We start from the raw sequence: 12,625 nt of genomic DNA, 5'->3' as shown, positions 1-12,625 counted from the left end.
ATCCCCTATCGCTTTCGGGCAATTACGTGGGGAGTAGTATAGGTCAAATTATGAAAACGACAGAGAATATCAAAACACAGGGTACGGATAATCTAATTACTATTGCCGAGCAATTCACGCTTCAAGGTAAGGTTATCAGTGTTAAAGCATTTGGTAGTGGCAATATTAATGACACCTTTCTAGTTACTTTAGATTCTCCGAGGGAACAGTATTTTGTTCTGCAACGCATTAATACGCAGGTGTTCCGTCAGCCTCAACTGATTATGCAGAATATGTGTATATATACAGAGCATGTTCGCAAACGGTTACAACATACTCCCCTCAACCGTCGTTGGGAAGTACCCCGCGTACTGTTAACCAAGGATATTCAAGACCACTGGAGGGATGCAAATGGTTCGTTCTGGCGGGCAATTAGCTTTATTCAAGGTTCGCAATCCTTCGACACGATGCAGAATCAGGAATACGCCAAAGAAATCGGCTATGCTCTGGGTATGTTCCACAATCTGATCAGCGATTTACCGCCAGAAAAACTCGCTGATACTTTGGAAGGGTTCCACATTACGCCGCGCTACCTTCAGTATTATGAGGAAGTTTCGGCGAAAACTCATGTACAGAAATCCCCGGAAGTCAATTATTGCTTACAGTTTGTTAGCGATCGCAAAATATTTGCACACATCCTGGAAAATGCCAAAGTTACAGGTAGATTGCCCCTACGCCTGATGCACGGCGACCCCAAAATTAATAATGTTATGTTTGATACTGCCACCCAGCAAGCAGTGAGTGTAATCGACCTCGACACTGTTAAACCTGGTTTAGTACATTACGACATTGGCGACTGTTTGCGATCGGGTTGTAATCCCGTCGGCGAAGAAACTGAGCAGTGGGAAAGTGTTCATTTCGATACTGAACTTTGCCAAGGAATTCTCCAAGGCTATCTCTCGGTAGCAAAGGAATTTCTTACCGAGAATGACTATATTTATATGTACGACGCTATCCGTTTAATTGCGTTTGAGTTGGGATTGAGATTTTTTGCTGACTATTTAGCAGGTAATGTTTACTTCAAAGTCAAGTACCCAGAACACAACCTTGCTAGGGCGTTAGTTCAATTTAAGCTTACCGAAAGCATTGAATCCCAAGAAAAAACAATTCGCGCCATCATTCGGGATATGAAATGAACGAAAAGACTTTTTCCTTGCAACCATTCTCCTCTACTGAGCAATTACCTGATGTGAAAATCACAGGTAATATCATCACAGATGTGAATAAACTTGCGGTTCATTACACGCTGCTGGGTGACATCAAAGAAGTTGCGATCGCTTCACCCTCAGAAATACCAGCACGAAAGCACGAACTATGGCAAGATACCTGCTTTGAGTTCTTTCTTGGCATCAAGGATTCTCAACGTTATTGGGAATTTAATCTCTCCCCCGCCGGACACTGGAATGTCTATCGCTTTGATGGTTATCGTCAAGGAATGCAAGAGGAAGCAGGCTTTACCATACTTCCATTTAGCGTCCAGCATCTATCGGACAGTTTAAAACTGGCTGTGGATGTGGATTTAAATAAAATTGTTCCCGCACAACAAACCCTAGAAGTTGCCATTACCACTGTCATCAAAAATCAAGGCGGTGAGCTGAGTTATTGGGCATTGACTCATCGCGGTGCTGAAGCTGATTTTCATCGACGAGATAGTTTCATCATCGTACTGTGAGAAATGCGCCATCACTTAAAAGGCGATCGCTCTCAATCACCACACTTCAGCTTGTGGATTGTTTCACTACTGTTAAACCTGGCTTTCTGGCTGTTGTTGAGACTACTACCTGCTGAAGCTACCTACACCCTGCGCGGCTTCTGGAGTGTATTATTCTTGCCTTGCCTGGGGTTGCTGACATTGGTAATTTCTTGGTGGGCGATCAAGAAATTGCCAACTACATCCTTGTCCCAATGCTGGCAAAGGCTGATTTGTTTACTACACTTTTTTAGTTTGCTGTTTTTGTGGCTTTACCTGATGGGTTTTTTACTAGGAATCTTAGCTGGATTCATAAGTCCCGATCTGATGACAGAATATGTTTCTCCCAGCGGACAGCGCTCAATCACTATTGTCCGTCAGGGTGTAACCATAAGGTTTATCTCAATCGCTTTCTTGTAATGCAGTGAGTGGCTAGCTTCTGCATTGGGACGGCTAAGTGCGCCAGAAGTGCCAGTGCCGCAATTAGCTGGAAAGCAGATAAAACCGCAATTGAATGGCAATACAGCGATCGCCAGGGAATTATTGTCTTACTAAGTATAAAGAGTCACTAAAGCTTTGGCGTTCTGCTGAAGACCGCACAGGGGAAGCGTCTGCACTTTCATTCATCGCTATTGTTAGCAACTCGTTGGGCGAAAGACGAACGATTATTTGAATTTAATTACTAACTTTAACTACTGAAACATTAATTATTTATATTTTTCTTACACCTAAAGGCGTATTTATTTAGTAATAAATAGTCAATAATAATGTAATACATATCGCTCTAAAGGTTAAAGACAATCGGATAACATAACTATGAAATAGAAAAAAGCATAACATCTTATTTTTTATGAACTATATTTTGATTTGTGATGATGTCATAGACAACTGTATTCTTCTACAATTATTTTTAGAAATTCAAGGCTATACTGTTGAGTTCGTCACATCTGGAATCGAAGCAATTAATAAAATAAGACTTAAAAAACCAGATTTATTGTTACTAGATGTTATGATGCCTGATATCAGCGGTTTTGAAGTAGTTAAAGTTATAAGAGAAGATAAATGTTTACAAAATTTACCTATTTTACTAGTTACTGCATATAAAGAATTATTTGAACCGCAGTTAACTAATACACAAGTTAATGGTGTTATCTATAAACCTGTAGATCCTGATGTCCTATTTGAACGAGTTAATGAGGTTTTATAAGTAGTTAGTAGCTCTAAGTTACTTCATACCCAAAATAACCCTCTAGTTTACTACAGGAGGGTTTATTGTTTAATACGTATTATCGTTTAGAAGCAAACCAACCAATCAACTTAATAATTAAAAAAATAAGTCCAAGAGAAAAGAAATTAAATGGAGATCTATTTGAAGTTGCAACAGCAATACATGAAGCAGTTAAAAATACAATATTAGATATGAGAACAAATCCCGATCTGACAGTAGAGTTTAAATCTTCAATAGCTCTAATTAAATCCTCATTATTATCAGGCATAAAAAACACCCTTTAATTGTTGAATAAATACTTTACAACGAATAGAAACTTTAAACAGCAAGTGTTAGGCTACTTTCTACACCGACCACTAACCGAGGACAAAGACCAGCTTGCAGCTTTGTGAGGCTTTTCTCATGCCAGGGCCCGCCGAGGCTATACGGGCGATCGCATTCCTTAATTAGGAATCTACTGATAATCAAAAATTAATTGCGAACAAATATCACAATACAAACTTATTACCGAACCAATATAAAAGACAAAATCACTCAGTTTAACTTTTACCGATGTATCTCCCACTGCACAGTATCAAAAGCGGCTGATAAACTCCATGATTTCCATGATAAAAATCAGGCAGATGCATGGTAAATTTTAAATCCATCGTCCTCGCTCCGAGCCTCGCCCTATGCATCTACACTATTTACACCCCCAACACCTTGAGGAATTAGTCAATAGTAGCGGCATAAATTTACACATTGCGAAGCTCAACTTTATGTCGCTTCAAGGGATAAATGCTTATGAGTATCTGTTAATTTCTGAGCTACTCCCCCGCACCAATACCGGAATGGTGAAAAGTGCGTGGTTACAGCGTTACGCCCATATCACAGAAGGCGGTTGGTGGTGTTCTGGACTAGATCCCCTGAATGATTGGCAAATGATGGAATGGGGATGCTTTAAGCCAAACCAACCCCGACTGAATCAAAATGGCAAGTCGATCAAGTATGAACATCCCCCCAGCACACCAACGCGAGTGTTTTGTCTGCGGGTGACGCTACAAGTTTGGCAGCAAGTCGCCCAGCGTTACAATCTTTCCATGCCAAACAATATTAGTATTGCCCCTAATGGCGAAGCTGTAGGGTTTTGGCAATGGGTAATGGAACAGAACGTATCTGTGATTATCTGCGAGGGTGTGAAGAAAGCGGCCACACTCTTAACCCAAGGATACCCCGCGATCGCCATTCCCGGAATTACTAGCGGTTATCGAGTGGTTAAAGATGACTTCGGTAAAGTTACCCGTCGTCAGCTGATTCCTGACTTAGGGATGTTTACGATTAAAAAACGCACCTTTTATATTTGCTTTGATTTTGAAACTAAACCCAAGACAATCGCCGCAGTCAATAATGCCATTTCTCAACTTGGTTTTTTATTCCAAGAAAAAAACTGTCCAGTCAAAGTCATCGAACTTCCCGGAATAGAAAAAGGCGTTGATGAGTTTATCGTCGCCAAAGGTGCAAGTAGCTTCGAGAAAGTTTATCGCCAAAGTGTCGATTTAGAAGTTTACCTTGCTCAAAGTAAACCCCATACCGAGTTAACTATTCCGCCTGCACTCACAGTCAACTGTCCCTACTTAGGAGAAATACCTTTCCCCACCTCTGGATTAGTTGGTGTTAAATCAGCAAAAGGTACAGGTAAAACTACAGGATTAAAAGCTGTTGTTAATCAAGCTAAAAATAGAAATCAACCCGTTTTATTAATTACTCACAGAATCCAATTAGGACGGTTTTTATGTGAAAAGATTGGCATTAAATGGGGAATTGGCAATGGAGAAAGCGAACAGGGGAGACAAGGGGACAAGGGGACAAGGGGACAAGGGGAAAGAACCATGATTAACTCTTGCTCCTTGTCTTCTTTATCCAATGCCCAATCACGCCAGTTGCCTCAAGTCGGGAAACCCGCCCACGGCAATGGCTCCCCAATGCCCGATGCCCAATCCCCAATCCCCAAATCCTTCGGCTTGTGCGTTGATTCTATTTGGAGACTCAACCCTGAAGATTGGCAAGGAGCGATAGTAATTTTAGATGAAGTAGAGCAGTCGTTATGGCATCTACTCAACAGTAATACTTGTAAACAAAAACGCGTCAAAATTTTAAAAGTATTTCAGCAATTAGTTTCCACAGTTTTGACAACTGGCGGATTAGTAATTACCCAAGATGCTGATTTATCAGATGTTTCTCTAGAATATTTGCAAGGATTAGCTGGAATTAAATTAACGCCTTGGATAGTTTTAAATCAATGGCAACCTCAGCGAGGTTGGGATGTGACTTTTTATGATTCTCCTAATCCAACACCACTAATTCACCAATTGGAATTGGATTTAATTGCGGGACGTAAATGTTATGTCACTACCGATAGTCGTACTGGACGTTATAGTTGTGAAACAATAGAACTTTACTTGAAAGAACGTTTAGAGAAATTACGGCGACAATTTCCTAAAACTCTAGTTGTCAGCAGTCAAACAACAAATACACCCGGACACGCCGCAGTTGATTTCGTTGCAGCGATTAATCAAAAAATTCCTGAATATGACACTGTATTTGTCACCCCTAGTATTGGTACAGGAATTAGTATTGATGTCCAACATTTCGACCGAGTATATGGCATCTTTCAAGGAGTAATTCCTGACTCAGAAGCGCGGCAAGCATTAGCTAGAGTCAGAGATGATGTGCCGCGTGTTGTTTGGTGTGCGAAACGAGGTATTGGTTTAATTGGTAGCGGTAGCACTAATTATCGCTTGTTATCTTATTGGTATCAAGAAAATCAAAAAGATAATTTAGCTTTACTCAGCCCATTGCATAAAATAGATGTTGATTTACCTTTAGTTTATGACCCTATACATTTACGAACATGGGCGAAGTTGTCTGCTAGGGTAAATGCTTCTATTCGCCTTTATCGGCAATCACTACAAGATGGTTTAATTGCCGATGGGCATCAAATTTGGGCACGAAGCAATGCTGTTCACAATAACATTATTCGAGATTTGCGCCTAGCATTTTTGGCAACCGATCCTCATGATTCAGCAACCCGCAGAAGGTTAATATTAGAAATTGTCAAAGTCCAAAAAGATTGGTCAGACAATCGCCAAAAAGCTAAAGAGATTAAACGTAAAATTAAAGACATTAAGCAGCAAAATCAATTAGTAGCGGCGGCGGCTGTTGCCAATGCTAGGGATATTGATTACGTAGAGTATGAGCAGCTATTAGCCAAGCATTCTCACACTACTGAAGAACGTCACGAAATTCAAAAATACATCCTCAGACAAAGGTATGGCATAGAAGTTACTCCTTTGTTGAAATTGCAGGATGATAAAGGATATTACGGTCAATTGCTAACTCATTATTATTTAACCCACGAAAGCGAGTATTTTCATATCCGCGATCAGCAAGAATGGCATCAGCAATTGTTTTGGGGTGATGGTCAAGTTTTTCTACCAGATTTAAAAACTTATACCCTAAAAGTAGAGGCAATGAAAGCTTTAGGAATGTTAGAGTTTATCGAAGCAGAACGAGAATTTACTGAAAATGATCCAGATTTGCGATTACTGAAAAATTTAGCTTTTCAAAATAGTAAACATATTAAACGGGTACTTGGTATTAATCTGGGAAGCGAAGTAGAAGGCATTTCGGCAATTAAAATACTTAGCCGAATCTTAAGTTTATTGGGTTTAAAGCTAAAGCGGATAAATGAAGCGTATCAAATCGACACAGAAAGCTTCAATGATGGTAGGGAAAAAATATTTGCAGTTTGGCATCAACGAGATGAGTTGATGTTGACTAAAGTGAAGAGTGTTAGTTATGAGATGGCAGATTATTCTTCAGGCTGGAAGGTTGAGATTATACAAACCAAGCCTGTCAAGGCAAACTATGTAATGCCTACGCCTACTCTCCCGTTATCAACGATATAACCTTTACGCCAGAACCTTAATCGGTTGGTCACAAATGCCTTAAGGTTCTCTATGAATGAGGTAGCGTTAATAAGAAACCTTAACCCGTTGGTCACAAATGTTTTAAGGTTCTCTATGGATGAGGTAGCGTTAATAAGAAACCTTAACCCGTTGGTTACAAATGTTTTAAGGTTCTCTATGGATGAGGTAGCGTTAATAAGAAACCTTAAGCCGTTGGTTACAAATGTTTTAAGGTTCTCTATGGATGAGGTAGTCTTAATAAGAAACCTTAAGACGTTGGTTACAAATGTCTTAAAGTTCTCTATGAATCAATACGGTTCAGGTAACTCAAATAGTATGTTCAACTTAAAATAAATGTTAGCTTCAAAAGCTGAATAGACCACAAAGCCAAGTTTTGCAACACAAGCGTATTTGATGCCTAAATCAATCGTTTCCAGAAAACGCCTCAGCAAACGGTTCATGCGCTGGTTGCTGGAAGAAAACAGACAACAGAAGCAAGGGCCTTACCCCAAGGAAGAAACACACCGCCAGCATCCCTGGTGGCAGGTAATGTGCCTGACTGGTGTAGATTATTTCTCGACCCTTGGCTATCAACCTGGTCTTGCAGCATTAGCAGCAGGCGCTCTTTCTCCTGTGGCTACCCTGATTCTAGTTTTGCTGACGCTCTTTGGCGCATTGCCAATTTATCGGCGCATTGCTGCCAAAAGTCCTCATGGTGAAGGGTCTATTGCCATGCTTGAACACTTGCTTTCTTGGTGGCAAGGCAAATTACTTGTACTGTGCTTACTCGGCTTTGTAGCAACGGACTTTATTATCACTATTACCCTCTCGGCTGCTGATGCTACAGCCCATATCATCGAAAATCCGCTGACTCCACATCTACTTCACGGTCAAGCGATCGTTATCACTCTTATATTAGTCGCATTACTAGGTGCAGTTTTTCTGAGAGGCTTTAAAGAAGCAATCAGTATTGCAGTATTTCTGGTGGCAGTTTATCTGCTAGCAAACTTGATTGTCATTAGCGTTGGTCTGTATCAGATCGTAACTCACCCAGAAGCGATCGCTAACTGGCAGACTGCACTTTTCGCACGCCATTCTAATCCTTTGCTGATGATCGGTGCAGCTATGTTGTTATTCCCCAGGCTAGCACTGGGGTTGTCCGGCTTTGAGACTGGCGTAACTGTGATGCCACTTGTTCAAGGTAGCAACAGCGACACCCCTGATTACCCCAGAGGAAGAATTCGCAATACGCGCAAGTTGCTGACTATTGCTGCTGTGATTATGAGCTTCTTTTTGCTCACCAGCAGCTTGATAACTACTCTCCTAATTCCAGCCGCAGAATTTGCCGAAGGAGGTAAAGCTAACGGACGTGCCCTTGCTTACCTAACACATCTGTATCTCGGCGATGGCTTTGGCACAGTTTACGATCTCAGCACTATTTCTATTCTGTGGTTTGCAGGTGCATCTGCAATGGCAGGACTGCTCAATATCGTGCCTCGCTACCTGCCACGCTATGGCATGGCTCCAGATTGGGCACGAGCATCACGACCTTTAGTATTAGTCTATACAGCGATCGCCTTTGTCGTCACAATTATCTTTCGGGCAAATGTGGAAGCCCAGGGCGGGGCTTACGCAACTGGTGTGCTTGTGTTGATCACTTCAGCAGCCTTTGCTGTAACTTTATCAGTCCACCGTCAGAGGTCGAAGCCGGGAACTGTTGTTTTTGCTATCATCACCTTGGTATTTGTATATACCACTATCGTTAATATCATCGAAAGACCAGAAGGTATTAGAATCGCTGGGTTCTTCATTGGTACTATCATTATCACCTCGCTGATTTCTCGTGTTTGGCGTTCAACAGAACTGCGAGTAGAGCGGATCGAAATTGACGATAATGCCCGCCAATTCCTTGCCGAACAGAGCCAGGGAGCAATACGATTGATTGCTAATCGGCTCAATGCAGGCGATGTCGAAGAATATTTTTTAAAAGAGAAAGAGGTACGTGAGGATAACCATATCCCAGCCAATGATCCAATCCTTTTTCTAGAAATTATCATATCCGACGCATCGGAATTTGCAGATATCATCAAAGTAAAAGGCGTGCAAGTTGGTGATTACCGCATTTTACGTGCTGAGAGTGCAGCAGTACCTAATGCGATCGCCGCTTTACTTCTGCATATACGTGACCAAACAGGTAAAATTCCCCATGCTTACTTTGGCTGGGCCGAAGGAAACCCCATACAATACTTACTGCGTTTTATCTTATTTGGTGAGGGTGATATTGCTGTAGTCACCCGTGAAGTGCTGCGTCGAGCTGAAAAGAATCCCCACAGGCGTCCTGGCGTTCATGTGGGGGGTTGAGGAGGATAGGGGACTGGGAATTGGGGACAAAGGGACAAGGTGAGACAGCGTTGCGGGTGTCTACAAGTCGGGGAAGCGGTAAGGGTGTACTGGCTCCCCTACGTTTATTCAAAAAATCAGATATAAATCAGTTAATAAATTTTATATCAATTCTTGTTTATGCCCATTAGAACAGAAATGACATACCAGACAATCTGACAGATTCTTCTGCGCCATCAGCTTGAATTTTAAAATCTTCCAGTCGTTATAATATCACTCAATTTCTTCACAACGAATTAAAAGTGTTTCCATCGCTTCTGCTAAAGCAATTAACTCTGTCCAAGAGGAACTGCTAACTAAATTTTGGGCGTGAGCCAATCGATTTCGCAACTGTTCAGCAGACTTGAGGAAACGTTCTCCAAACCGCTTCGACTTTAGCCCCAGTTGCTGGAGAAGTTCTGGTTCATTTAAAACTAGCTCTCGCTTATCGCAAAATTGAAGATAATCTAACAAATCTGTGGCTTCGTTTCTTTCTTGACTTTCTCGCCATAACCGTTGAGCAACTTGTAAACGCTCAGGTTTCAGGACTTTTTGCCAAGAATCTTGAGGATAGTAAAGCCGCACCAATCGCAGCAAATTCATCTCTAGCAAAGTTACCAAGCCAAACAGCAGCATTCGCGCAGGTGCTTTTTGCAAATCCCCACAGGTAATAATGCCACTTACCTGATTGCAGTCAAGGACAAATAAGCGCGGAGTTTGTTGCAAAATGGGTAGCAATTTCATGAGTGGGGTGGAAATGGCGATGAGTTCTTTGGGATGAAACACTCGTTGATAATCACTGCATTTGCCAGATTGCGCTTTCATTAAGCTGGAGCGTTCTACATAACCGCTGATAGTATCCCCCGACTCAACACCCACAACATCAAAATCCTGTGCTTGCATCCAATGCAGCACCTCTAGTACCTCTGCTTCAGCTGACACAGCTTTGAGGGGTTCTGCTACATATTCAATCGTGATATTGTTCTCAAACAAACTCCGCAAGTCTTGAGAACGTGATTTAAGGTGCTTCATCTGCCTTAAGAGAGCGCTGAGTCCTGAGTCCTGAGTAATGAAGTGTTGAGTTCTGAGTCAGAAAGTCTCCTCTGCTCCTCTGCTCCCCTGCTCCCCCAGTCCCCAGTCCCTATAAATATACTTCAAGCGCCCAGACTCTGTGAGCCTGAGCGCTTGAATATTAGGTTGCAGAGAATATTCTGCTAGATAATGAAATTAAGCAGGCATCATGTGCATCATTTTGCAAGCCTCTGCACACTTGCGGCAGGCTGCGGCACATTCCATCATTTTGTGGTCATCGCTCATCTTTTCGCAAACCATAGCACAGCGATCGCACATTTCAGCGCAGAGCATACAAGTGCGTCCCATGAACTCAGAACCACCCATCATCATGTTCATGCACATCATGCACATTTCAGCGCAGTCGCGCATCATGCTCATCATGCTCATGTCCATCTGCTTGCCGCCTTTAGACATAGACATGCAGTGGGTCATGGTTTCCATGCACATTTTGTGGCATTCCATGCAAGCATCCATGCAAGTTTGCATTTCAGTTGTCATGGATTCAGCCATCATCATCATCATAGGAAATTCCTCCTAACTTTTGATGCTTATCGTGTACCCTTGGTAGGGCTAATCATCACATTAGTCCTATCTTTTTTGAGAGTCAATGGGGTTTTTATGGAGGAATTTATAAGGTAACTATCCCGATAAATTTACCGGAAATTTGAATTAATTCCACATATATTAGTGACATTTGTAGCGTTATTGATTGAAAAATCATTGTACATAAAGGTTTGTAATCTCCCATAGCAAGACGGTGTTTGTTAAATTAGTAAACCACTCAAGCGGAGATCAATATTAAAAGTTAACTCTGGAGAGTAATTAATGTCATATTTCTTTAACAAATTACCAAAGTAAAGTGCTTAAAAACTTCATCTAAGGGATAATTTATGAACTAATATTACTGACTATTTACGCATAGGGTTCTCAACAGAGGAATGAAGTAGCTTGGCTCTCATGCCTCTGTTTTTAGGTGTAGTAAATTTGAGATGTTGAAATTGGCTGAAAAGGAGTGAAGCAGACCAATAGAACAGAAAAAAATGGTATCAGTTTGTCGGTTGGAAGTTGAGTTGTAGTTTAAGCAAGCGATCGCCAGATGCTTGCAGGGTTTGATGATAAAAGTTGCATGGCAGCAACTAGGCTCATTGCGAGGAGCAGAGGAGAATAATTTATAGCGGTGAAAGAAAAAAATGATTTAACTCTTGCTTTATCTACTGAATTTACCGATACTGAATTATTGAAGGTATTGACCCAGAATCATCATGAAATCTCTGCACCGTCCCGATCTCTATAGCTGGTCTACTTTCAATCCAGCCAGAAATATTGATTTCAATGGGATTGCCTGGGTTCGTTCAGATGGCAATATACTAATTGATCCAGTAGCCCTATCAAATCATGACTGGAATCACTTACAATCCCTCGGTGGTGTAGTTTGGATTGTACTGACTAACTCTGATCATATCAGGGCAACTCCAGAAATTGCCAATCAAACCTATGCCAAAATAGCAGGGCCAGCAGCAGAAAAAGACACCTTCCCCATACATTGCGATCGCTGGCTGAGTGATGGTGAAGAGTTAGCCCCTGGACTCAAGGCGATTGAACTTCAAGGTTCTAAAACTCCTGGTGAACTAGCATTTTTGCTGGAGGAAACGACCTTAATCACAGGAGATTTAGTGCGGGCCCATAAAGCGGGTACGTTAACGATATTGCCAGATGAAAAGCTTCAGAATCGTCAAGCAGCCGTTGCTTCAGTGCAGAGATTGGCACAACTGAGCCAAGTAGAAACAGTCTTAGTAGGAGATGGTTGGTCAGTTTTTCACGATGGACGCGATCGCTTAAAGGAACTTGTAGCGAGGCTATGAGTAGGTAGGAGTAAACGCAGATTTTAATTGGGGGTTGGCGATTAGGGATTGGGGGATTAGGGGATTAGGAAATACTTCTTCAAAATAATTTTCCTTGTCCCCCCAGTCCCCAGTCCCCAGTCCCGGAGCTGTATTATTTAATATCCATCAAATTTACTACTTTTCCTTCTTATCCAAACGAGCTTTGAGGTCAGCAGCAAAATCCTCATATTTCCTAAGTGCAGTCACCTGCACCTGAACATGCTGACCGTTTTTCTTCATGATGGGTAAATCCAACAGAATTTGGTCAAGTAGATCAGGAGTAGGAACATCCACAATTACGATTACGCGCCGCATCCCAACACACTTCCATACAGCAGTTTTCAATTGAGTAGATTACAAATCTAGTAAACTTAAAGACGCAGTA

The 12,625-nt window shown here is 41.7% G+C and carries 11 protein-coding genes; 8 read left to right on the top strand and 3 right to left on the bottom strand.

Annotation, left to right across the window (positions count from 1 at the left end):
• Positions 1–50: 50 nt before the first annotated feature.
• From AC5JL8_RS05575 to AC5JL8_RS05545, 7 genes are all read left to right on the top strand, one after another.
• A complete protein-coding gene (locus tag AC5JL8_RS05575) occupies positions 51–1,175 on the top strand; it encodes a phosphotransferase enzyme family protein (RefSeq protein WP_495878786.1) in 1,125 nt (374 codons plus the stop codon).
• Entirely contained in the window at positions 1,172–1,711 is a 540-nt protein-coding gene (locus tag AC5JL8_RS05570; protein WP_495878785.1) for a DOMON-like domain-containing protein, read from the top strand. The genes AC5JL8_RS05575 and AC5JL8_RS05570 overlap by 4 nt, the downstream gene beginning before the upstream one ends.
• Positions 1,712–1,714: 3 nt before the next feature.
• Positions 1,715–2,149 carry a hypothetical protein gene (locus AC5JL8_RS05565; RefSeq protein WP_495878784.1) on the top strand — a complete coding sequence of 145 codons (435 nt, stop codon included), beginning with the start codon at positions 1,715–1,717 and terminating at the stop codon, positions 2,147–2,149.
• A gap of 430 nt (positions 2,150–2,579) precedes the next feature.
• Complete coding sequence (locus AC5JL8_RS05560; RefSeq protein WP_495878783.1) at positions 2,580–2,936, top strand: response regulator; 357 nt, start codon at positions 2,580–2,582, stop codon at positions 2,934–2,936.
• Between the two features lie 65 nt (positions 2,937–3,001).
• Entirely contained in the window at positions 3,002–3,241 is a 240-nt protein-coding gene (locus tag AC5JL8_RS05555) for a hypothetical protein (RefSeq protein ID WP_495878782.1), read from the top strand.
• Positions 3,242–3,628: 387 nt separating this feature from the next.
• Positions 3,629–6,904, top strand: a complete 3,276-nt coding sequence (locus AC5JL8_RS05550; RefSeq protein ID WP_495878781.1) for a plasmid replication protein, CyRepA1 family — start codon at positions 3,629–3,631, stop codon at positions 6,902–6,904.
• Between the two features lie 414 nt (positions 6,905–7,318).
• On the top strand, positions 7,319–9,265 hold the full coding sequence (locus tag AC5JL8_RS05545) for an amino acid permease (RefSeq protein WP_495878780.1): 1,947 nt from the start codon (positions 7,319–7,321) through the stop codon (positions 9,263–9,265).
• A 252-nt stretch (positions 9,266–9,517) separates the two neighbouring features.
• Here the strand turns inward: AC5JL8_RS05545 and AC5JL8_RS05540 are convergent, their stop codons facing one another.
• Complete coding sequence (locus AC5JL8_RS05540; RefSeq protein ID WP_495878779.1) at positions 9,518–10,315, bottom strand: hypothetical protein; 798 nt, start codon at positions 10,313–10,315, stop codon at positions 9,518–9,520.
• 195 nt (positions 10,316–10,510) lie between these two features.
• The gene (locus tag AC5JL8_RS05535) at positions 10,511–10,879 is read right to left on the bottom strand and encodes a four-helix bundle copper-binding protein (protein WP_495878778.1); all 369 of its coding nucleotides are present in this window, start codon (positions 10,877–10,879) and stop codon (positions 10,511–10,513) included.
• 740 nt (positions 10,880–11,619) lie between these two features.
• Here AC5JL8_RS05535 and AC5JL8_RS05530 point away from each other — a divergent pair.
• Complete coding sequence (locus tag AC5JL8_RS05530) at positions 11,620–12,219, top strand: MBL fold metallo-hydrolase (protein ID WP_495878777.1); 600 nt, start codon at positions 11,620–11,622, stop codon at positions 12,217–12,219.
• A gap of 156 nt (positions 12,220–12,375) precedes the next feature.
• Here AC5JL8_RS05530 and AC5JL8_RS05525 read toward each other — a convergent pair whose 3' ends face one another.
• Positions 12,376–12,585 carry a muconolactone Delta-isomerase family protein gene (locus AC5JL8_RS05525; RefSeq protein WP_495878776.1) on the bottom strand — a complete coding sequence of 70 codons (210 nt, stop codon included), beginning with the start codon at positions 12,583–12,585 and terminating at the stop codon, positions 12,376–12,378.
• Positions 12,586–12,625: the final 40 nt, after the last annotated feature.

Source organism: Mojavia sp. (assembly GCF_059505145.1).
The sequence above is the reverse complement of the archived record's forward strand: the minus strand, read 5'-3'. Positions and strand labels throughout refer to the sequence as shown.

Excerpts from the sequence above, each read along its gene's own strand:
- AC5JL8_RS05575 (WP_495878786.1), top strand. The coding sequence starts at position 51 with ATGAAAACGACAGAGAATATCAAAACACAGGGTACGGATAATCTAATT.
- AC5JL8_RS05570 (WP_495878785.1), top strand. The coding sequence starts at position 1,172 with ATGAACGAAAAGACTTTTTCCTTGCAACCATTCTCCTCTACTGAGCAA.
- AC5JL8_RS05565 (WP_495878784.1), top strand. The coding sequence starts at position 1,715 with ATGCGCCATCACTTAAAAGGCGATCGCTCTCAATCACCACACTTCAGC.
- AC5JL8_RS05560 (WP_495878783.1), top strand. The coding sequence starts at position 2,580 with ATGAACTATATTTTGATTTGTGATGATGTCATAGACAACTGTATTCTT.
- AC5JL8_RS05550 (WP_495878781.1), top strand. The coding sequence starts at position 3,629 with ATGCATCTACACTATTTACACCCCCAACACCTTGAGGAATTAGTCAAT.
- AC5JL8_RS05545 (WP_495878780.1), top strand. The coding sequence starts at position 7,319 with ATGCCTAAATCAATCGTTTCCAGAAAACGCCTCAGCAAACGGTTCATG.
- AC5JL8_RS05540 (WP_495878779.1), bottom strand. The coding sequence starts at position 10,315 with ATGAAGCACCTTAAATCACGTTCTCAAGACTTGCGGAGTTTGTTTGAG.
- AC5JL8_RS05535 (WP_495878778.1), bottom strand. The coding sequence starts at position 10,879 with ATGATGATGATGATGGCTGAATCCATGACAACTGAAATGCAAACTTGC.
- AC5JL8_RS05530 (WP_495878777.1), top strand. The coding sequence starts at position 11,620 with ATGAAATCTCTGCACCGTCCCGATCTCTATAGCTGGTCTACTTTCAAT.